Genomic DNA, 22,589 nt, shown 5'->3' with positions numbered 1-22,589 from the left:
GGATGTTCGGCTGTATGAATAAGCTTTCCATGCTTACGGCGGCGCTTGCGCTGCTGGCGGGCAACAGTGCACTGGCGGCCATGGGGCCGTTCGATATCTACGAACAAGCGTTGCGCAATGACCCGGTGTTCCTCGGGGCGATCAAGGAGCGTGACGCCGGCCTGGAAAACCGCGCGATTGGCCGCGCCGGGCTGTTGCCGAAAATCGGTTACAACTACAACAAGGGCCGTAACACGTCGAAAGCCACGTCCCTTGATGAGCGTGCACGCAATCGTACCGATGAACGTAACTACAGCAGTTACGGCTCGACCCTGACCGTGCAGCAACCGCTGCTCGACTACGAAGCCTACGCGGCGTATCGCAAGGGTGTGGCGCAGTCGCTGTTTGCCGACGCGAACTTCCGTGGCAAGAGCCAGGAGTTGTTGGTCCGCGTGCTGGACAACTACACCAAGGCCTTGTTTGCGCAGGATCAGATCGACATCGCTCAGGCGAAGAAGAAGGCCTACGAGCAGCAGTTCCAGCAGAACGAACACATGTTCAAGCAGGGCGAGGGCACCCGCACCGACATTCTCGAAGCCGAGTCGCGCTATGAACTGGCGACCGCCGAGGAGATCGAGGCGCGCAACGAGCAAGACGCCGCATTACGTGAACTGGGCGCGCTGGTCGGTCTGCCGGCGGTGGACATCACGGATCTGGCGCCGCTGGATCAGGATTTCCAGACGTTCACCCTGCAACCGGCCAATTACGACACCTGGCACGAACTGGCGATCAGCAACAACCCCAACCTCGCGTCGCAGCGTCAGGCTGTGGAAGTGGCGCGTTACGAGGTTGAGCGCAATCGAGCCGGGCACCTGCCGAAGGTCAATGCTTACGCGTCGGCGCGGCAGAACGAGTCGGAAAGCGGCAACACCTATAACCAGCGTTATGACACCAACACCATCGGCATTGAAATCAACGTGCCGCTGTATGCCGGTGGTGGGGTTTCGGCCTCGACGCGTCAGGCCAGCCGCACCATGGAGCAGGCCGAGTACGAACTCGACGGCAAGACTCGCGAGACCTTGATCGAACTGCGTCGGCAGTTCAGTGCCTGCCTGTCGGGGGTCAATAAACTGCGCGCTTACCAGAAAGCGCTGACCTCGGCCGAAGCGCTGGTGGTGTCGACCAAGCAGAGCATTCTTGGCGGCGAGCGGACCAACCTCGATGCGCTGAACGCCGAGCAACAGCTGTTCACTACCCGCCGCGATCTGGCGCAGGCGCGGTACGACTATTTGATGGCCTGGACGAAATTGCATTACTACGCCGGAACCTTGAGCGAACAGGACCTTGCCCGAGTGGACGAAGCGTTTGGCCAGGTGCCGAAAACCCAATGACAGCGACCTCCTGATGGCTGTGATCTATGCAAAGCAAGATCAACGGATCGCAGCCTTCGGCAGCTCCTACATGACGGTTTGACCATGAGGTTTGGTAGGAGCTGCCGCAGGCTGCGATCTTTTGACTTTGATTGTTCAAAACAGGATCAACAGATCGCAGCCTTCGGCAACTCCTGCATGACGGTTTCAACGATGAGGTTTGAGTAGCACAACACATCCCTGCAGGCGCTGCCGCAGGCTGCGATCTTTTGATGTTCGCGGCATGAGTCAGAACTGCACAACAATAAGAAAGTGAGTGGTGAACATGGACGTACGCATCAAGCCGATCTCGGTCGGTACCCTGCTGCTTGTGATTTCGACAACCCAGGTCCAGGCGCAATACCTGGAAACCGGCAAACCCGGCGATCCGGGCAGTTGGCGCAGCGCCGAATTCCTCCGTGACTGGGGCCTCGGTCGTATGCAGGCCGATCAGGCTTACGCGGCGGGCATCACCGGTAAAGGCGTGAAAATCGGCGCCCTCGACTCCGGATTCGATGCCGCCCATCCCGAGTTCGCGGCCGACCGCTATCACCCGGTATTGGCCAAGGGCACTTACGTCGATGGTTCGCTGTTCAACGTCGACGGCACGCTCAACCCCAACAACGATTCACACGGCACTCACGTGGTCGGCACCATGGGTGCATCGCGTGATGGCAGCGGTATGCACGGCGTCGCCTACAACGCGCAAATCTACGTCGGCAACACCAACAAGAACGACAGCTTCCTGTTCGGTCCCAAGCCCGATCCGCGCTATTTCAAAGCGGTCTACAACGCCTTGGCCGATGCCGGTGTACGTGCGATCAACAACAGCTGGGGCAGCCAGCCGCCGGACGTCAGCTATCGAACTCTCGCCGATCTGCATGCTGCCTACGCCCAGCACTGGAACCAGGGCACCTGGCTCGATGCCGCAGCCGAGGTGTCCTCGCAGCGCGGCGTGATCAATGTGTTCAGCGCCGGCAACAGTGGGTACCCGAACGCTAGCGTGCGCTCGGCGCTGCCGTATTTTCAGCCGGATCTCGAAGGGCATTGGCTCGCGGTGTCCGGGCTCGATCAAAGCAATCAGCAGAAGTACAACCAGTGTGGCATCGCCAAGTATTGGTGCATCACCACGCCGGGAGCGAAGATCGACAGCACCATCCCCGGCGGCGGTTACTCGGTCAAGTCCGGCACCTCGATGTCGGCACCGCACGCGACCGGCGCCTTGGCGCTGGTGATGGAACGCTACCCGTACATGAACAACCAGCAAGCGCTGGAAACCCTGCTGACCACCGCCACGCAACTGGATGGCTCGGTGACCGATGCGCCGAACGGGCAGGTCGGTTGGGGCGTGGCCAACCTCAATCGGGCGATGCGCGGGCCGGGGCAACTGCTCGGCGCGTTCGACGCCAATCTGCCGGCCGGGCAGAGCGATGTCTGGAGCAATGACATCTCCGACAAGGCGCTGATCCAGCGCCAGCGCGAAGACCTCGCCGAGCACAGCGCCTGGCAGCAAACCCTGCTGGCCAACGGTTGGCAAAACGGTATTCCGGCCAGCGCCAGCCAGCAGGATCAGACCGACTATGCGGTCGGCATGGCTCGTGATGCCGCGGCCGCCACGCGGGTTTATCAAGGCAGCCTGATCAAGTCCGGTGACGGCCAATTGTTGCTGACAGGGGAGAACAGCTATCGCGGCCCGACCACGGTCAATGGCGGTCTGCTGACGGTCAATGGTTCGCTGGCCTCGGCAGTGACCGTCAACGACAGCGGCACCCTCGGCGGCTCCGGGCGGATTGGCGCATTGCTCGCCAACAGCGGCGCGCGCGTGGCGCCGGGTAATTCCATCGGCACTTTGAATGTGGCCGGCGACGTGACCTTCGCGCCGGGTTCGACCTACGCGGTGGAACTGTCGCCGACCAGCAGCGACCGTATTGTCGCCGGCGGCACAGCGACCATCAGTGGCGCCACCGTAAGCCTGTCGCTGGAAAACAGCCCGACGCTGCTGAGCACCGTCGAAGTGCAAAGCCTGCTCGGTCACCAATACGACATCTTGCAAGCGGCCGGCGGGATTCAGGGCCGGTTCGGCGCCGTGCTGCCGAATTACCTGTTTATCGGCGGCAGCCTCGACTACGCCGCCAACGGTATTCAACTGAATATCAAGCGCAACACGAGGTCATTCGCCAGCGTTGGCCTGACGCCGAATCAACGCTCGGCAGGCGCGGCCGTCGAAAGCCTCGGTGCCGGCAATTCGGTCTATGAAAGCCTGTTGTTGTCGCCCTCAGCCACATCGGCACGACAAGCGTTCCAGCAACTGAGCGGTGAGATCTACCCGGCCATGGGGACGATGCTGATCAACGACAGTCGTCAGTTGCGTGATGCGGTCGGCGAGCGTCTGCACGATGCCAACGCTGCGCAAAACAACGGCTGGATCAAAGCCCTCGGCGCGTGGGGCACTACCGATTCGGGTCATGACACGGCGGGTTACAGCACTTCGCTCGGTGGCTTGCTGGCCGGTGTCGACGGCGCGCTCGATGAGCAGACACGCATCGGTCTGGTCACGGGTTACAGCGACAGCTCGTTGAGCATGGGGTCGGGCACGCACTCTTCGGCCAAGGTCGACAGCTACCACCTCGGTGCCTACGCCGGTCACGAAAGTGGTGCCTGGCGCTTGAGTACCGGCGCGGCCTACAGCTGGCATCGCGCGGATGTGAAACGCGATCTGCAATACGGCGAGGTCAGCGCCAAGCAGAAAGCCAAGGTCGATGCCGCGACCACGCAAGTGTTCGGTGAGGCGGCTTATCGACTGCAGCTGCAACCGTTGGCGCTGGAGCCGTTCGCCAATCTGGCCTATGTGCATGTCGACACAGAAGGGTTTACCGAGAAGGGCGACGCTGCCGCATTGAAAAGTTCTGGCGATCAACGCGACGCGGTGTTGAGCACCCTCGGCGTGCGTGCGGTCAAGACTTTCAATTTGTCGAACCGGCAGTCACTCGACGTCAGCGGCCACCTCGGCTGGCAGCACAGCTTGAGCGATATCGATGCCGAACAACACCTGCGCTTCGCCAGCGGCGGTACGCCGTACCGCGTCGAGAGTTCGGCACTGGTGCGCGACGCCGCGCTGGTTGGCGTACAAGCCAGCCTGGCCCTGAGCAAGGACGTACGGGTGAACCTCGATTACAACGGACAACTGGCCAATCGCGAGAAGCTGCATGGCGTCGGCTTGAGCCTGAACTGGCAGTTCTAACCCCTTACCCCCCCCCTGTAGGAGCTGCCGCAGGCTGCGATCTTTTGATCTGGCCCTTGATGGATCAAAGGCAAAAGATCGCAGCCTGCGGCAGCTCCTACAGGTTATGTGGGGATGAATTGGATACACGGATTTTTCGCAACATCACTAAGGAAGGTCGCTGGATGAATAACAACAATACCCCCGCGCAAACGGGTGGCCGTTTTGCCCTCAAAACCCTGACGTTCGCCGTACTGTGCGCTATCGGCACGGCACATGCCGCTGGCTATGTGGAAAACGGGCGCAACGGTGATCCTTCAAGTTGGCGCAGCAACGAGTTTCAGGCCGATTGGGGCCTGGGCGCCATCGGTGCCGATCACGCCTACGCGGCGGGCTACACCGGCAAGGGCGTGAAACTGGGCATCTTCGATCAGCCGGTGTATGCCGCGCACCCGGAGTTTTCCGGCAGCAATAAAGTCATCACCCTGGTCACCAGCGGTATCCGCGAATACACCGACCCGTACATTCCGGTGAAGGCCGGCGACGCCTTCCGTTATGACGGCTCGCCCTCGGTCGGCTCCGACGGCAAGCTCGGCGCCCACGGTACTCACGTCGGTGGCATCGCCGCCGGCAGTCGCGATGGTGGGCCGATGCATGGCGTCGCGTTCGGTGCGCAGATCATCAGCGCCGACAACGGTGATCCGGGCCCGGAGGACGGCATCGTGCGCGGTAACGATGGCGCGGTGTACAAGGCCGGTTGGGATGCGCTGATTGCCAGTGGCGCACGGATCATCAACAACAGCTGGGGCATCGGCATCACTGACCGCTTCGACCTCGGCGGCCGCGATCCGGCTTACCCGCATTTCACTGTCAACGACGCCCAATTGCAGTTCAACGAAATCCGCACCTTGCTCGGGACCAAACCCGGCGGCGCTTATGACGGCGCTATCGCCGCCGCTCGCAGCGGTATCGTGACAATCTTCGCCGCCGGCAACGACTACAACCTCAATAACCCGGATGCCATCGCCGGCCTCGGCTACTTTGTGCCTGAGATCGCGCCGAACTGGATCACCGTCGCCGCGTTGCAGAAGAACCCGGATCTGGCCAGCGCCAACCCGTACATCATGAGCACGTTCTCCTCGCGATGCGGTTACACCGCGAGCTTCTGCGTCTCGGCGCCGGGAACGAAAATCTTCAGCTCGATCATCGAAGGCACCAACGCCGATAACCTGACCACCGGCTACAAAAATTACAACGGCACCTCGATGGCCGCGCCACACGTCGCTGGCTCCATGGCGGTGTTGATGGAACGCTTCCCATACATGACCGGCGATCAGGTCGCCACGGTGTTGCGTACCACCGCCACCGACCTCGGCGCACCGGGCATCGACGCCTTGTACGGCTGGGGCATGATCAACCTGCGCAAGGGCATCGATGGCCCGGCGATGTTTGTCACCGAGAAGGACATTCCCGAGGAATTCCGCATTCAGGGCGCCTACGGTTCCGGCCAGTTTGTTGCTGATTTGCCCGGCATTGGCGCGATCATCGATCAAGGCAAACCGACCGAGCGCGTGTGCAATGACATCACCTGCGGCCTCGACACCTGGCGCAACGACATCTCCGGCCATGGCGGTTTGACCAAGCAAGGCATCGGCACGCTGGTGATGACCGGCAACAACAGCTACAACGGCCCGACGCTGGTCAATCAGGGTCGCCTGGCAATCAACGGTTCGCTGACCTCGGCGGTCACGGTCAATGACAGCGGCATCCTCGGCGGTAATGGCCGCATCGGCGCGTTGTCGGTAAAAAGCGGCGGTACGGTTGCGCCGGGCAATTCCATTGGCACGTTGAATGTTGCCGGGGATGTGACCTTCGAACCGGGTTCGACCTACGCGGTAGAAGTCTCGCCAACCGCCAGCGACAAGATTGTCGCCGGTGGCAAAGCGGTGATTGACGGTGCCACGGTCAGTCTGTCGCTGGAAAACAGCCCGACGCTGCTGACCACCACCGAAGTGAAAAGCCTGCTCGGTACGCAGTTCAATATCCTGCAAGCGGCAGGCGGTATCGACGGCCAATTCGGTCAGGTGCTGCCCAATTACGCGTTCCTTGGCGGCACCCTGGCGTACTCGGCCAGTGGTGTGCAATTGGAGGTCGGGCGCAACGGTGCATCGTTCGCCAGTGTCGGTCTGACGCCTAACCAGCGTGCGGTCGGTGCGGCTGCCGAGCGTCTCGGCGCGGGCAATGCGTTGTTCGAAACCCTGCTGCTGTCGCCCAATGCGGCCACGGCGCAACAAGCCTTCCAGCAGTTGTCCGGTGAGATTCATCCGGCGATCGGCACGCTGTTGATCAACGACAGTCGTTACCTGCGTGAGGCAGTCGGCGAACGTCTGCGCGAGCGTGATCTGTTCAACGCCGATGCACCGACTGACGATCGCAGCAATGCCTGGGTCAAGGTATTGGGTTCGTGGGGCACCAGCGATGGCGGCAATAAATACGCCGATTCGACCAGCTCCATCGGTGGTTTGCTGGCCGGTGTCGATGGCTTGATTGCTGAAGATACCCGGCTGGGTTTCGTTACTGGTTATAGCGACAGTTCGTTGAGCATGGGCAGCGGCACGCATTCGTCGGCCTCGGTTGATAGCTACCACTTGGGTGCGTATCTGGGACATCAGATCGATGCCCTGCGCCTGACCGTTGGCGGCGCTTATAGCTGGCACCGCATCGACGCGAAACGTGATCTGCAATTCGCCGACGTCAGCGGCAAGCAGAAGACCAAACGCGACGCCACCACCGCGCAATTGTTCACCGAAGCCGCTTACGATCTGGGCTTGCAACCGATGAACCTTGAGCCGTTCGCCAACCTGTCCTACGTGCACCTGAACACCGAGAGCTTCACCGAAAAAGGTGATGCCGCCGCGCTGAAAGGTGGCGAAGACAACCGCGATGTGCTGTTGTCGACACTCGGCGTACGCGCCAAGCGCAGTTTTGCCCTGTCGGACCAGCATCAACTGGAGCTGGGTGCGAGCCTGGGCTGGCAGCACAACCTGAGCGATGTCGACGCTGACAGTCATCTGGCGTTTGCCAATGGCAACAGCGCGTTCACCGTGCAGAGCGTGTCGATGGATCGCGACGCCGCCGTGGTCGGCGTGCGCGCAGGTCTGGCGCTCAACCGCGATGTGCGGGTCAACCTTGATTACAACGGGCTGATCGGCTCGAACGAGAAGGACCACGGTGTGGGCCTGACGCTCGACTGGCAGTTCTAGGCAGCGCCGGCAGTTCCCCACGGAACTGCCGTTTTTTAAAAGGAAGAGAGAGCACAACATGGGATTGTTAGATTACAAAAATGCCGATGGCAAAGCGTTGTACAGCGACGCCATCGCACTGACGCTGTATGCCTACACGCCAACCGGCCAGCCTTTGCCGGCCACGGGCTGGGCACCGGTGGCTGCGACCGCGCTGGCTTACCAAGGCAAGGTCGGGCCGCAGGGCACGTTCTTCGGTGAGAAGGACGGCTTCACCAGCGCCGAAGCCGAGGTGCTGGGCAAATACGACGCTGCCGGCAAGTTGATCGGCATTGGCGTGGCCTTTCGTGGCACCGGTGGGCTGAGTTACAGCGATACCTTTGGCGACATGAAAAACAACTTGCTGGCGGCGATCGGGCCGTCGGATTACGCCAGTGACTACGCGAAAAACGCCTTCGACAATCTGCTCAAGGCAGTCGCCGCGTTTGCCATCGCCAACGGCATCGCCGCCAAGGACGTGTTGATCAGCGGCCACAGCCTCGGCGGGCTCGGGGTCAACAGCGTGGCCGAACTGAGTGGCAGCAACTGGGGTGGTTTCTTCAAGGACGCCAACTACATCGCGTTCGCTTCGCCAACCCAGAGCAGCACCGGCAACAACGTGCTGAACATCGGTTACGAGAACGACCCGGTGTTTCGCGTGCTCGATGGCACCACGTTCAGCACCGCGTCGATGGGCAAGCACGACAAGCCGCATGATTCGACTACCGACAACATCGTCAACTTCAACGACAATTACGCGTCCACCGCACAGAACCTCGTGCCGTTCAGCATCGTCAATCCGCTGAGCTGGTCGGCGCACGGCTCGCTGGGCTATGCCGATGGCCTGAATCGGGTGATCGATTCGAAGTTCTACAACCTCACCGGCAAGGACTCGACGATCATCGTCTCCAACCTGGAAGCGTCGTCCCGTGGCAAGACCTGGGTCGAGGATCTCGGCCGCAGTGGCGAGCCGCACACCGGCAGCACCTTCATCATCGGCACCGACAGCAACGATTGGCTCAAGGGTGGCGCGGGCAACGACTTCCTTGAAGGTCGCGCGGGCGATGACCGTTTCCGCGATGACGGCGGTTTCAACATCCTCCTCGGTGGCCAGGGCCACAACACCTTCGAGCTGCAGAAGCCATTGCAGAACTTTAGCTTCGCCAATGACGGCGACGGCACGCTGTATGTGCGCGACGCCTACGGCGGCATCAGCATGACCCGCGACATCGGTGCGCTGGTGAGCAAGGAGTCGGGTTCGTGGTGGGGCAGCAAGGAAATCACCTGGGGTGTGACGGCCAAAGGGCTGACCAATGGCAACGAGCTGACGCAGTACAACCATTCGCTGAGCGGTGATGGCTACGGCAACGCGTTGCATGCGACGGCTGATGGCGACTGGCTGTTCGGTCTCGGTGGCGATGACAAGCTGATCAGCGACAAGGGCCACGTGACCTTCGTTGGCGGCGCCGGTAACGACGTGATGACGGCGATTGGTGGCAACAACACGTTCCTGTTCAGCGGCGCGTTTGGCTTCGATGCGATCAATGGCTATCAGGGCAGCGACAAGCTGGTGTTCATGGGCGTCGAAGGCGCGGGGCAGGGCTACGACTACAAGCAGCATGTGGCGCAGACCGGCGGCGATACCGTGCTGAAGATTGGCGACTATGCCGTGACCCTGATCGGGGTGGGAGTGGCTAACCTGTCGGATTCATCGTTCGTTTTCGCCTAACCACAACAGCCCTGTAGGAGCTGCCGCAGGCTGCGATCTTTTGATTGTGTTTTTAAAGATCAACAGATCGCAGCCTCGTTGCACTCGACAGCTCCTACAGGGGATTTGATTCGTCGTTTGTTTTCGCCTGACCCCAACAGCCCCTGTAGGAGCTGCCGCAGGCTGCGATCTTTTGATGTGTTTTAAAGATCAACAGATCGCAGCCTCGTTGCACTCGACAGCTCCTACAGGGGATTTGACTCATCGTTCGTTTTCGCCTGACCCCAACAGCCCCTGTAGGAGCTGCCGCAGGCTGCGATCTTTTGATTGTGTTTTTAAAGATCAACAGATCGCAGCCTCGTTGCACTCGACAGCTCCTACAGGGGATTTGCATGTGGTGTTTGAAATGCTCCGGAGCGCTCTGTGAGGGGCGCCCTGGCTGTGAGCTATCTCTGAACAATTCCAACAAAGAGAGAGGCAATAGCAATGGGTGTGTATGACTACAAGAACTTCGGTACGGCGGATTCCAAGGCGCTGTTCAGCGATGCCATGGCGATCACGCTGTATTCCTATCACAACCTCGATAACGGCTTTGCCGCCGGTTATCAGCACAACGGTTTCGGCATCGGCCTGCCAGCCACACTGGTCACCGCGCTGATTGGCGGCACCGATTCGCAAGGCGTGATTCCCGGCATTCCATGGAATCCCGATTCGGAAAAACTCGCTCTCGATGCGGTAAAAGCGGCCGGCTGGACGCCGATCACTGCCTCGCAACTGGGCTATGACGGCAAGACCGATGCGCGCGGAACCTTTTTCGGCGAGAAGGCCGGCTACACCAGCGCTCAGGTGGAAATCCTCGGCAAGTACGACGCCCAAGGCCATCTCACCGAACTCGGAATTGCCTTTCGCGGCACCAGCGGCCCACGAGAAATCCTCATTGGCGACTCGATCGGCGACGTGATCAACGATCTGCTCGCGGCCTTCGGTCCCAAGGACTACGCGAAAAACTACGTCGGCGAGGCGTTCGGCAATCTGCTCAATGACGTGATGGCCTTCGCCAAGGCCAACGGCCTCACCGGCAAGGACATCCTGGTCAGCGGCCACAGCCTCGGCGGCTTGGCCGTCAACAGCATGGCCGACCTGAGCGGCGGCAAGTGGGGTGGGTTCTTCACCGACGCCAACTACATCGCCTACGCGTCGCCAACCCAGAGCAGCACCGACAAAGTGCTCAACGTCGGCTATGAAAACGATCCGGTGTTTCGTGCCCTCGACGGCTCGACCTTCACCGGCGCCTCGGTCGGCGTGCACGACGCGCCGCATGCCTCGACCACTGACAACATCGTCAGCTTCAACGATCACTACGCCTCGACCGCGTGGAATCTGCTGCCGTACTCGATCCTCAACATTCCGACGTGGATTTCACACCTGCCCACCGGTTATGGCGACGGAATGACCCGCGTGCTCGACTCGAAGTTCTACGACCTGACCAGCCGCGACTCGACGATCATCGTCGCCAACCTGTCCGATCCGGCGCGCGCCAATACCTGGGTGCAGGATCTCAACCGCAACGCCGAAACCCACAAGGGCAGCACGTTCATCATCGGCAGCGACGGCAACGATCTGATCCAGGGCGGCAGCGGCAACGACTATCTGGAAGGCCGCGCCGGCAACGACACCTTCCGTGACAGCGGCGGCTACAACATCATCCTTGGCGGGCAGGGCAGCAATACCCTCGACTTGCAGCAGGCGGTGAGCAAGTTCGACTTCGCCAACGACGGCGCCGGCAATCTGTACATCCGCGACGCCAGCGGCGGGATCAGCATCACCCGCGACATCGGCAGCATCGTCACCAAGGAGCCGGGGTTCCTCTGGGGTCTGTTCAAGGACGACGTGATTCACAGCGTCACCGCCAGCGGCTTGAAGGTCGGCAACAATGTCACGGCGTACGAGTCGAGCGTGAAGGGTGGCAGCGGTGCCGATACGCTCAAGGCGCATGCCGGTGGCGATTGGCTGTTCGGCCTCGACGGTAACGATCACTTGATCGGCAGCACGGGTAACGATGTGTTTGTCGGCGGTGCCGGCAATGACCTGATGGAGTCGGGTGGCGGGGCGGATACGTTCCTGTTCAACGGCGCATTCGGCCAGGATCGGGTGGTCGGTTACACCGCGAATGACAAACTGATCTTCCTTGGCGTGCAGGGTGTGTTACCCACGGATGACTTCCGCGCGCATGCCGCCACGGTCGGCCACGATACGGTGCTGACGTTTGGCAATGATTCGGTGACGCTGGTCGGTGTGGCGCTGAATAGTCTGAGTGCCGACGGCATCGTCATCGCCTGATATTGATGTGCTGACCAATACCTGTGGCGAGGGGGCTTGCTCCCGTCGGGAGGATAAGCGGGCCCGTTCCATTTCAGACAATAGGGGCCTGCTTCGCAGTCCAACGGGGGCAAGCCCCCTCGCCACAAGGTATTTAAAGTGACTCGATAGCCACTCACTGACTCAAACCCTTGCGAAAACAACGGATACGGCCTAAAGCCAGCACGTGCGCGCACGTTCTATAGCTAGCCGTTATTGAGTACAGGAGATTCACACGTGAAAGGTTTCAAGGGGTATGTCGGTACGCTGGGGCTGGCACTGTTGTCAGCCAATGCCTGGGCCGACCTGCCTCAAAGCTCGATTCTGAGCCGTTACGGCATCACCACCGAACAATTGCCGGCGCCAGCCAAAACCGAAGTGGTTGAACCGGTTGAAGAGAAAAGCCGCTTTCAGATCCAGCCCGAACAGCCCTTCGTGACCCTGCGTCTGGGCGATGGCAAGCAGCCGCAAACCACCGGCAACCTGAGCATCGACCGCATGGCCCAACAGGACCTTGAACGTTGCCAGCGTCTACAGGGTGAAGTGGCTCGTCGTGGCGGCACCTACATGCGCTGCGACAACAGCCTGCCAGGCATGCCCGCCTTCGAATAACCTGTAGGAGCTGCCGAAGGCTGCGATCTGTTGATCTTGTGTTTTAAGATCAAAAGATCGCAGCCTTCGGCAGCTCCTACAGAAGCGGAGTCAGTCTTCTTTGCGCACGGTGGCCACTTCGTCGGAGCGGACTTTCACTTTGGCACCGGAAATATCTTCGAACTCATAGAAGCCGTCCTTGGTTTTGGTCTTCGGCATGTCCTTGGTCAAATACTGGGTGCCGTTCTGCAAGGTCACCACCGTCTGGGTCGAGCAACCGCCCAGCACCAGCAGCGCGGCGACTACCAAGGGAATGCCCAGTTTGTTGATATTCATACCCACCTCTAATTCCTCATGCGATGTGATCCCGAGCATTGTCGGTTCTCTAACGCGGTTGGTGCCACTCAGCCGGGAAAAGTTCGATTACCCGGTTAAAAAATGCCATTGATCCTTTTCCGTTTGCACCGGGCAGGGCTGAGCTGGTATCTGTACGCATAACCAGTACTCGCTCGCCATGGCCCTGAATTCCCGTGACTGCCAATCCCCTCGACGATCCGTTCTATTACCTCAACAACTTCCGGCAAGTGCTTGATTGGCTTGAATTGCGCTATGCCGACGTGATGAGCGAAACCGAGCACGGCTTCATCCGCGACTTCAAGGCGTTGCCCAAAGCCTCGCAAGGCCTTTTGGTGCGCATGGTGATGCGCAAGGGCGTGCACTTTCGCGCCGGCAAGCTCAATTACCCTGAAATCGGCGACATCGCCCACGCCGCACAATCGTTGCTGGCTCATGGCTGGCTCGACGAATGCGCGCCGCTGGCAATGGCCGAACTGTTCGATGTATTGCTCAAGGCCGAAATCCTCCAGGCATTCAGCGAATTCATCGAGCAACCCAAGGGGCGCAAGGACGATTGGCTGCCGCTGCTCGCCGAACAGTTCAGCGACGCCCGCAGCCTGCGCGATTGGGCGCCGCAGCTGACCGAGCGGCTATTCAGCCTGACCATCATGGACCTGTGTGATCGCCTGCGCCTGATGTTCTTCGGCAACCTTTATCAGGATTGGTCGGAGTTCGTCCTCGCTGATCTGGGCATCTTTACCTACGAGAAAGTCGAGTTCTGCGCTGATTCGCGCGGCCTGCGCAGCCGTGAAGACGTCGACGCCTGCCTGTTCCTGCACAACTGCCAGTTGCGCTTCGAGGCCGGTGAACCGCTGGACAGCATCGTCGAGCAAGTCAGCGCCGTGCATTTCGATAACCCGTGGCTGCAACGTCGACGTGGCAAGGTGTTGTTCCAGATCGGCCAGTATTGCGAGCGCATCAGCGAGTTTGCGCTGGCCTTGAGCATCTACCGCGAATGCGCCTACCCCGGCGCGCGATTGCGCATGATTCGCGTGCTGGAACGCTGCGGCGAATACGCCCTTGGCCTGCAACTCGGTACGCTGGCCGAACAGGCGCCTGAAAGTGCCGCCGAACAGCAAGGCTTGCAGCGAATAATGCCGCGCTTGCGGCGCAAACTCGGTGGACCGCCACTCAAGCGCACAGCGGCAAAACCGGTCGAGCGCCTCGATTTGCAATTGCTGCGCAGCGATCCTGAGTTGTCGGTGGAGTTTTACGTGCAGGCGCATCTGCATGACGACGACGGCCCGGTGCATTACGTGGAAAACAGCCTGATCAACTCCTTGTTTGGCCTGTTGTGCTGGCCGGCGATCTTTGCGCCGTTGCCGGGGGCATTCTTTCATCCGTTCCAGCGCGGGCCGGTCGATTTGCTCAATGAAGATTTCCAGCCACGTCGCGCTGCGCTGTTCCAGGCCTGCCTCGATGAACTCGACGATGGCCGCTACGCCTCGACCATTCGCCAGCGGTTTGCCGAGAAATGGGGCATTCAGTCGCCATTCGTGTTCTGGGGCGCACTCAGTGAACCGCTGCTGGAGCAGGCGTTGGCCTGCCTGCCGGCTGAACACCTCAAGCACTGGTTCCAGCGTTTGTTGCTCGACATCAAGGCCAACCGCGCCGGCATGCCGGACCTGATCCAGTTCTGGCCGCAAGCCAAAACCTATCGGATGATTGAAGTCAAAGGCCCCGGCGACCGCTTGCAGGACAACCAATTGCGCTGGCTGGAGTTCTGCCACGAACACCAGATGCCGGTGGCTGTGTGTTACGTGCAATGGGCGGAGCAGAGCGCGTGAGCTACAGCATTGCGGTGCGGGCGCTGTGTGAGTTCACCGCCAAGACCGGCGACCTCGACCTGCGTTTCACCCCGTCGCCGACGGCACTCGAAGGCATCGCCGGCCACCGCACCGTGGCCTCACGGCGCAACGACAAATACCAAAGCGAGGTGGCCCTTGAGGGCGAGTTTCGCCAGTTGAAGATCAAGGGCAGGGCGGACGGCTACGATCCTGGGCAAAACTGTCTGGAAGAAGTCAAAACCTACCGCGGCGACCTGAGCAAGCAACCGGCCAATCACCGTCAGTTGCACTGGGCGCAAGCGAAAATCTACGGCTGGCTGATGTGCCGCAAGCTCGATCTGCAGCAGATCAATCTGGCGCTGGTGTATTTCGACATCGTCAGCGAAAAGGAAACCTGTCTGGTCGAAGCGTTCAGCGCTGAGGCCCTGCAAGCGTTTTTCGAGCAACAGTGTGGCTTGTTCCTGCACTGGGCCGAAGAGGAAATGGCTCATCGCCAGGCGCGTAATCTCGCGGCGCAGCAACTGCGCTTTCCTCACGCAGAGTTTCGTCCGGGGCAACGGCATCTGGCGGAATCGGTGTTCAAGGCGATCAGCACCGGGCGTTGCCTGATGGCCCAAGCGCCGACCGGCATCGGAAAAACCCTCGGCACCTTGTTTCCGATGCTCAAGGCGCTGGCGCCGCAGCAGCTGGACAAAGTGTTCTTCCTGACCGCCAAGACGCCGGGGCGCAAACTGGCGCTGGACGCCAGTCAGGTACTGTTCGAGCAATCGGCGAACTTGCCTTTGCGGGTCTTGGAAATGGTCGCCCGGGACAAGGCCTGCGAACATCCGGACAAAGCGTGCCATGGCGAATCCTGCCCGTTGGCGCAAGGTTTCTACGATCGCTTGCCGGCCGCTCGTGAGGCGGCCAGCCGGGTCAATCTGCTCGATCAGGCCGCCATGCGCGCCGTCGCCACGCAGCATGCGGTGTGTCCGTATTACCTGAGCCAGGAAATGGCCCGTTGGGCTGACGTGGTGGTCGCCGACTACAACTATTACTTCGATTTCAGTGCGCTGCTGTTCGGTCTGGCGCAGCTCAATCAGTGGAAAGTCGCGGTGCTCGCCGATGAGGCGCACAACCTCGTCGAGCGCGGGCGGCAGATGTACAGCGCCAGTCTCGACCAGTTCGCCCTCGGTGCGGTGCGCAAAACCGCGCCCGAAGCGCTGAAGAAATCCCTGCAACGCCTCAACCGTGAATGGAACGCGCTGCATGCCCCGCAACTGGCTGCGTATCAGGCCTACGACAAGGCGCCGGAGAAACTGCTGCAAGCAATCTCGCTGTGTTGCGCGGCCATCGGCGATTACCTGAATGACCATCCGCAGGGACTCGACAGCGCATTGCAAAGCTTCTATTTCGAGCTGCTGCAGTTTGCCCGGGTCGCGGAGTTGTTCGATGAGCATTACCTGTTCGATATCAGCAAACGCGACCTCGACCGCAAGCGCCCGCTGTCGCAACTGTGCCTGCGCAACGTCGTGCCTGCGGCTTTTATTGGCCCGCGCCTGAAGGCGGCGCGCAGCAGCGTGCTGTTTTCCGCAACGCTGAGCCCGCGTAACTATTACGCCGACTTGCTTGGCACGCCGGCCGATACGGTGTGGATCGACGTCGAATCGCCGTTCAGCGCGGCGCAGTTGCAGGTGCAGGTGATCAGCCGGATTTCGACGCGCTTCAATCACCGTCAGGCGTCGCTGGAGCCGATAGTCGAGCTGATCGCCAGGCAGTTCGCCGAGCGTTCGGGCAATTACCTGGCGTTCTTCAGCAGCTTCGACTATCTGCAACAAGTCGCAACGCTGCTCGCCGAACGGCATCCGCACATCACCTTGTGGCAGCAATCGCGCGGCATGCTCGAAGGGCAGCGGCAGGCGTTTCTCGACCAGTTCACCACGCAAAGTCAGGGCGTCGGGTTTGCCGTATTGGGCGGAGCGTTCGGCGAAGGCATCGACTTGCCCGGCGCACGGCTGATCGGCGCATTCATTGCCACGCTGGGGCTGGCACAACTCAATCCGGTCAATGAACAGTTGAAACGGCGCATGGCGGCGATCTTCGGCGCCGGCTATGACTACACCTACCTGTATCCCGGTGTACAGAAAGTGGTGCAGGCCGCCGGCCGGGTGATCCGCACGCGCGAAGATCGTGGCGTGGTGATGTTGATCGACGATCGCTTTGCCGAGAGTCGGATCCAGCAACTGCTGCCGCGCTGGTGGTCAATCAAAAACGAGGCGGACGCTTTTCAATTTGGCGGATTGACGCATACTCCAGCACATAACTGTGTGCGGTGAATGTGATGATTGAAAAGAACAAGGCCGCGGCGATCGAGGAAATGCGTTTCAGGCTGTTGATCGATGCGGTCGTCGACTATGCGATCTACATGATCGACCCCGGCGGCATCATCACCAGCTGGAACTCGGGCGCCAAACGCTTCAAGGGTTACGAAGAAGCGGAAATCCTCGGCGAGCATTTTTCACGTTTCTATACCGCTGACGATCGCGCCGCCGGGCTGCCGCAACGCGCGCTCGATACGGCGATCCGCGAGGGCCGTTTCGAAGGCGAAGGCTGGCGGGTACGCAAGGACGGCACCAACTTCTGGTCGCACGTGGTGATTGATCCGATCATCGACCCGAATGGCCAGTTGCTCGGTTTCGCCAAGATCACCCGTGATCTGACCGACCGCAAGATGGCCGAAGAAACCCTCAAGCAAAGCGAACAGCAGTTCCGCCTGCTGGTGCAGGGCGTGACCGATTACGCGATCTACATGCTCAGCCCGGAAGGTCGGGTGAGTAACTGGAACCAGGGCGCACAACGCATCAAAGGTTATTTGCCGGAAGAAATCATCGGCCAGCATTTCTCGATTTTCTACACCCCCGAAGACCGCGAGATCGGTGAGCCGGCACGCGCGCTGGAGATAGCCACCCGTGAGGGTCGCTTCGAAAACCGCAGTTGGCGGGTACGCAAGGACGGCACACGCTTTCTCGCCCACGTGGTGGTCGATGCGATTCGCGGTGACACCGGCACGTTGCTCGGTTTCGCCAAGATCACCCGTGACGTGACCGAGGCCCATCAGGCACAGGAGGCGCTGGAGAAAACCCGCGAGGCGTTGTTTCAGGCGCAGAAAATGCAGGCCATCGGTCAGCTCAGCGGCGGCATTGCCCATGACTTCAACAATCTGCTGACGGTGATTCTGGGCAATCTGGAGATTCTGCAAAAGCGCACAGGCGACGATCCGAAGATCGGCCGTCTGCTCGAAAACGCTACCCAAGGGGCGCTGCGTGGCGTGTCGCTGACCCAGCGCATGCTGGCGTTCGCGCGTCGCCAGGAACTCAAGACCGAATCGGTGAATATTGCGCAACTGGTGCAAGGCATCATGGGCCTGCTGCGCAGCTCGATGGGGCCGGGGATCCGGATCGAAACGCAATTTCCCGAGGATCTGGAAGCGGTGCTCGCCGATACCAATCAACTGGAACTGGCCATTCTCAATCTGGCGACCAACGCCCGCGATGCCATGCCCGACGGCGGCAGCGTATTGATCACCGCGCAACCGCAAGTGGTACTCGAACAAAGCCAGGCAACGCTGACGGCCGGGCGCTATGTGTGCTTGAGCCTGATCGACAGTGGCGAGGGCATGGACGAGCACACGCTGGCGTCGGCCCGAGACCCGTTTTTCACCACCAAGGGCCTGGGCAAAGGCACCGGGCTGGGGTTGTCGATGGTGCACGGGTTCATCGAGCAACTCGGCGGACGTTTTGTTCTCAAGAGCGAAAAAGGCCGCGGCACCCACGCCGAACTCTGGCTGCCGGTGGCCGCGGCGGGCGCAACGGTGAAACCCTTGTATCCCGCGATCGAGCCGATTTCGGTGCCCAGACTCAGCGTGTTGGTGGTGGATGACGACTCGCTGGTCTTGACCAGCACCAGCCTGCTGCTCGAAGACCTCGGCCATCGGGTGGTCAGTGCCACGTCCGGCGCACAGGCGCTGAAACTGCTCGAGCAGAACGAAATTATCGATTTGATGATCACCGACATGGCCATGCCGCAGATGAGCGGCGCGCAACTGGCGCATTCCGTGCGTCTGTTGAAACCCGATCTGCCGATCATCCTCGCCACCGGTTACGCCGAACGCCTTGAAGGCTTCGCTGCGCAGTTGCCACGACTGCCAAAACCCTTCACTCAATTGAATCTGGTGGAGATCATTGCCCAGTCGATGAAATGACAAAACGCGGCAAATCCGCCTGAACTAGTGCGCAACGGGGGGCTTCTAAACGGTTTACCTGCCACGGAGCGTGCGTCATTTGTCTCGCATACTGACCCAGCCGACCGCTGAAGAAAACCTCACCGAACACGACGCCAAGATGTTCGGTTCACCCAAGGAAAGGCTGGATTTCTATCGTCGGGAGATCCAGTACGAAACCAGCATTCTGGCCAATCGCACTGACGCTTACCTGGCGGCGCAATCGTTTCTGGTGATTGCCTTCGCCTCGTGCATGGCCAATCTCAACCCGGAATGGGGCAAGTTGTTCACCCTCGTGGTGCCACCTTTTCTGGCGCTGCTTGGGTTGCTCAGCTCGTTGAACGCCTGGCCGGGCATTCGCGCGGCGTACGACATCATCGATCACTGGCATTTCAAACAGAGTCATTTGCTTCACAGTGAGCCGCTCATGGGTTTGGCGTATGACGAGTCGCCGCTGTTCAGTGAGATGGAGTCGAGCCACAAGGGTTATCGCAAGTCGCTGCTGTTCTCAGTGCGTACCCCATGGATTTTTGCGGCGTTCTGGATGATGTTGGGCAGTTACTCAGTGTTCATCCAGGTGACTAACCCCGGGGGCTGATCGACAGGCAAAGAAAAAGCCCGGCCATACCAGCGCCGGGCTTTTTCTTTAGCTGAATCATTACGCCGTGGTTTCCAGCTCTCGACGCAACTGTACCGAGTTGTGCGAGGACATCGGGATCGGCGGGAAATCTTCGTTGAGCACACACAGATGGTCGATGGCATCTTCAAACATCAGATCGGCTCGTTTGCGCATGGCTCGATAACGCTCGAATTGCTCGAAGTCCAGATTGTCTGTTTCAAGCATTTCGTTGGCCGCACGGTTGAGGGCATGGGCGTTTTCGAACAATTGGCGATTGCGTTCCAGAGCCAGTGCTCTGCAGGCTTTGATTTGCGCAGGAGTCGAGCATTCTTTCATGACCGTAACCTTACTTTTCGGGATTCCTTTTCATAGGCATGAAGCCGCAGGGGAACCGAACCTGCCGGGCCCCACCGAATCGATCCAGCGGGGGTTATGCTTGTGACTGTCGGGAGTTACGCCGCGATCCATTTTTTTTGAAAAGAAAATTCGATGAATTTCTCCAGAAAATTTCGCGATAAAAATCAGTTTTTTCGCTGCTTGTGTTGTTCGTAGCGAGCGAGGATCGGCTGAGTGCTGATGCCATGCAGCAAAATGCTCAACGCCACCACCGACAACGTGAGGTCCGTGCACACCGTCGCCAGCGTGTCGCTCAAGCCATGGTTCAAGGCGTAGAACAGATAGAACAGGCTGCCGATCCCGCGAATGCCGAACCAGCCGATCATCCCGCGTTGGCGGCGGTCGAGCAGGGTTCCCCACGGCATCAGCGCGACACACGCCGGGCGAATCAGGCAGAACAACACACCGCCGACCAACAGCGCGCGCCAATCCCAATGCGCGATCAGTACCACGCCGAGCAGGGTCACCAGAAACACTTCCATCGCGCGTTCGACCAGACCGCCGAATGACAACATATCGCCCATCATGATGCCGGCCGCCACCTGATCGCTCTCCATCTGCTCGGTGTTGCCATGCACGGCATGCTGCGGCTCGATGTTCTGATGCCCGACCACTGGCTGCACCAAGTGTTCGGCGGGCGGTTGGCTGGCGCCGGTGGATTTCACTTCGACCTGGCGCAGGCCCAGACCGGCGGCAAACACCGACAAAAAGCCGTAGCCGCCGATCGCATCGGCGACGACGTAAGCTAGGGCGATCAGCGATAACGCCAGATAATCATTCGGGCTCAGCGTGCTGTCGTCATTGCGAATCCGCAGCGACAGCGTCACCCGGCCAATGCCTCGCCCCATCCAGTAACCGGTGAGCAGACCCGCGGGCACCGCCCAGAATAAACTGCGCAAAACCCAGCCCTGCCATTCAGCAGCACTGCCTTCGCCATGAATCAGCAACAGCCCGAGGATGACGAACGGGAAGGCGATGCCATCGTTCAGCCCGGCCTCGCCGGACAGGCCGAAACGCACGCTGTCGACATCCCGAGCATCATTGACCTGGACCAGCGCCGCGAGTACCGGATCGGTCGGCGCCAACATCGCCCCGATCAACAGCGACGGCCCCCACGGCAACTGCAACGCCCAGTGCAGCAACAGGCAAACCCCGGCGATGGTCAGCACCATCACCGGCCCCGCCAGCCCGAAAGCGATCCGCCAGCGCTTGTCGCGCAAGGGCAGGCGCAACTTCAGTCCGCAGACAAACAGCGAAAACAGCACGGCGACTTCTGTCAGGTGCTCCATCCACAGCGAAGCGTCCTGCAAGGGCAATTCGAGCAAGTCGAGACCACTGGGGCCGATGCCGATGCCCAGCAGCAGGCAGACTGCCGAGGTGGTCACGGGCATCCAGCGCAGGTACGAGGAGGTCAGTGCAAGGGTCAGCAGCACCGCGCCGAGGACCGCCACCCACACGACAAAGCTCATGATGTGCCGCCCTCAGTGATTAATGACGGCCGCCTGCAGAGACCCTTTCGCTTCTGATGCCGCCCCTGTAGGAGCTGCCGCAGGCTGCGATCCTTTGACCTTGTTTTTAGCATCCACATCAAAAGATCGCAGCCTGCGGCAGCTCCTACAGTTCGATTACTCACAGCATCGGCTTACCGCCGGTCACGCCATAGCGCTGGCCGGTGATATAGCTCGCTTCATCCGAGGCCAGCAGCACGTAGATCGGTGCCACTTCCACTGGTTGCCCGGGACGGCCGAGCGGGGTTTGTGCGCCGAAGTTCTGTACTTCCTCGTCGGGCATGGTCGAGACGATCAAAGGCGTCCAGATCGGCCCCGGCGCGACGCAGTTCACGCGGATCTCTCGCGGCCCGAGCATCTGCGCGAGGCCGCCGGTGAAGTTGGCGATGGCGCCTTTGGTGGTGGCGTAGGCGAGCAGGGACGGCTTGGGCATGTCCGAGTTGATCGAACTGGTGTTGATGATCGACGCCCCGGCGCGCATGTGTTTGATCGCGGCCTGGCACAGCCGGAAAATCGCCGTGATGTTGACGTCGAAAGTCATCACCCACTCCTCGTCGGGGATTTCCTCGAAGGTCTCGTGGGTCATCTGGAACGCGGCGTTGTTGACCAGGACGTCGATGCGTCCGAAACGCTCAACCGTCTTGTCGACCAACGCCTGGCAATGGGCTTTCTGTGCGATATCACCGGGCAGCAGTAAACACTGGCGACCGGCCTGTTCGACCCAGCGCGCGGTTTCCTTGGCGTCTTCGTGTTCATTCAGATAGGCGCCGGCAACGTCGGCACCTTCACGGGCAAAGGCTATCGCCACGGCGCGGCCGATACCGCTGTCGGCGCCGGTGATCAGGGCAATCTTGCCGGCCAGCCGACCGGAGCCGACATAGCTTTGCTCGCCGCAATCGGGATAGGGCTCCATCTTGCGTTGCGAACCGGGCACGGCCTGGGCTTGTGTAGGGAAGGGCGGTTTTGGATAGTCGGTCATCGCGGGTCTCCGAGGTCTCAGGGCAGGTATGGGTGGTTGACCCGGATTTTTTGCCGTGAGTTCGATCGGATTTCCGCCCCTCATGTAGGAGCTGCCGCAG

Annotated in this window: 14 protein-coding genes; 10 read left to right on the top strand and 4 right to left on the bottom strand. The window is 60.4% G+C overall.

All coding sequences use genetic code 11. The features are described from left to right. The first annotated feature begins 2 nt into the window (after positions 1-2). The 6 genes from QOL84_RS05635 (at position 3) to QOL84_RS05610 (ending at position 12,567) form a co-directional block, all read left to right on the top strand. A complete protein-coding gene (locus QOL84_RS05635) occupies positions 3-1,370 on the top strand; it encodes a TolC family outer membrane protein (RefSeq protein WP_283436512.1) in 1,368 nt (455 codons plus the stop codon). Between the two features lie 304 nt (positions 1,371-1,674). Beyond that, a complete protein-coding gene (gene eprS, locus QOL84_RS05630) occupies positions 1,675-4,629 on the top strand; it encodes an autotransporter serine peptidase EprS (RefSeq protein ID WP_283436511.1) in 2,955 nt (984 codons plus the stop codon). A 164-nt stretch (positions 4,630-4,793) separates the two neighbouring features. Continuing rightward, on the top strand, positions 4,794-7,871 hold the full coding sequence (locus QOL84_RS05625; RefSeq protein WP_283436510.1) for an autotransporter serine protease: 3,078 nt from the start codon (positions 4,794-4,796) through the stop codon (positions 7,869-7,871). A gap of 58 nt (positions 7,872-7,929) precedes the next feature. After that, on the top strand, positions 7,930-9,618 hold the full coding sequence (locus QOL84_RS05620) for a polyurethane esterase (protein WP_283436509.1): 1,689 nt from the start codon (positions 7,930-7,932) through the stop codon (positions 9,616-9,618). 465 nt (positions 9,619-10,083) lie between these two features. Continuing rightward, complete coding sequence (locus QOL84_RS05615; RefSeq protein WP_283436508.1) at positions 10,084-11,937, top strand: polyurethane esterase; 1,854 nt, start codon at positions 10,084-10,086, stop codon at positions 11,935-11,937. Between the two features lie 255 nt (positions 11,938-12,192). After that, a complete protein-coding gene (locus QOL84_RS05610) occupies positions 12,193-12,567 on the top strand; it encodes a hypothetical protein (protein ID WP_283436507.1) in 375 nt (124 codons plus the stop codon). Positions 12,568-12,657: 90 nt separating this feature from the next. Here QOL84_RS05610 and QOL84_RS05605 read toward each other — a convergent pair whose 3' ends face one another. Next, on the bottom strand, positions 12,658-12,882 hold the full coding sequence (locus QOL84_RS05605) for a YgdI/YgdR family lipoprotein (RefSeq protein WP_129393779.1): 225 nt from the start codon (positions 12,880-12,882) through the stop codon (positions 12,658-12,660). Positions 12,883-13,076: 194 nt separating this feature from the next. Between QOL84_RS05605 and QOL84_RS05600 the strand changes: the two genes are divergently transcribed. The 4 genes from QOL84_RS05600 to QOL84_RS05585 all read left to right on the top strand — a co-directional run bounded on the left by QOL84_RS05600 (position 13,077) and on the right by QOL84_RS05585 (position 19,585). Beyond that, entirely contained in the window at positions 13,077-14,729 is a 1,653-nt protein-coding gene (locus QOL84_RS05600; protein WP_283436506.1) for a VRR-NUC domain-containing protein, read from the top strand. Beyond that, positions 14,726-17,044 (top strand): ATP-dependent DNA helicase, encoded by a 2,319-nt coding sequence (locus tag QOL84_RS05595; protein WP_283436505.1) that lies wholly within the window; start codon positions 14,726-14,728, stop codon positions 17,042-17,044. The genes QOL84_RS05600 and QOL84_RS05595 overlap by 4 nt, the downstream gene beginning before the upstream one ends. Before the next feature lie 5 nt (positions 17,045-17,049). Next, complete coding sequence (locus QOL84_RS05590; RefSeq protein ID WP_283436504.1) at positions 17,050-18,969, top strand: hybrid sensor histidine kinase/response regulator; 1,920 nt, start codon at positions 17,050-17,052, stop codon at positions 18,967-18,969. 79 nt (positions 18,970-19,048) lie between these two features. Then, the gene (locus tag QOL84_RS05585; RefSeq protein ID WP_129393787.1) at positions 19,049-19,585 is read left to right on the top strand and encodes a hypothetical protein; all 537 of its coding nucleotides are present in this window, start codon (positions 19,049-19,051) and stop codon (positions 19,583-19,585) included. 60 nt (positions 19,586-19,645) lie between these two features. Here QOL84_RS05585 and QOL84_RS05580 read toward each other — a convergent pair whose 3' ends face one another. The 3 genes from QOL84_RS05580 to QOL84_RS05570 all read right to left on the bottom strand — a co-directional run bounded on the left by QOL84_RS05580 (position 19,646) and on the right by QOL84_RS05570 (position 22,489). Further along, positions 19,646-19,942, bottom strand: a complete 297-nt coding sequence (locus tag QOL84_RS05580) for a hypothetical protein (RefSeq protein WP_129393789.1) — start codon at positions 19,940-19,942, stop codon at positions 19,646-19,648. A 185-nt stretch (positions 19,943-20,127) separates the two neighbouring features. Next, a complete protein-coding gene (locus QOL84_RS05575) occupies positions 20,128-21,471 on the bottom strand; it encodes a cation:proton antiporter (protein ID WP_283436503.1) in 1,344 nt (447 codons plus the stop codon). Positions 21,472-21,631: 160 nt separating this feature from the next. After that, positions 21,632-22,489, bottom strand: coding sequence for a glucose 1-dehydrogenase (locus tag QOL84_RS05570; protein ID WP_283436502.1), 858 nt, complete (start codon positions 22,487-22,489; stop codon positions 21,632-21,634). Between the last annotated feature and the right edge of the window lie 100 nt (positions 22,490-22,589).

It is taken from the genome of Pseudomonas helmanticensis, assembly GCF_900182985.1.
Taxonomy (GTDB): domain Bacteria; phylum Pseudomonadota; class Gammaproteobacteria; order Pseudomonadales; family Pseudomonadaceae; genus Aquipseudomonas; species Aquipseudomonas helmanticensis.
The sequence above is the reverse complement of the archived record's forward strand: the minus strand, read 5'-3'. Positions and strand labels throughout refer to the sequence as shown.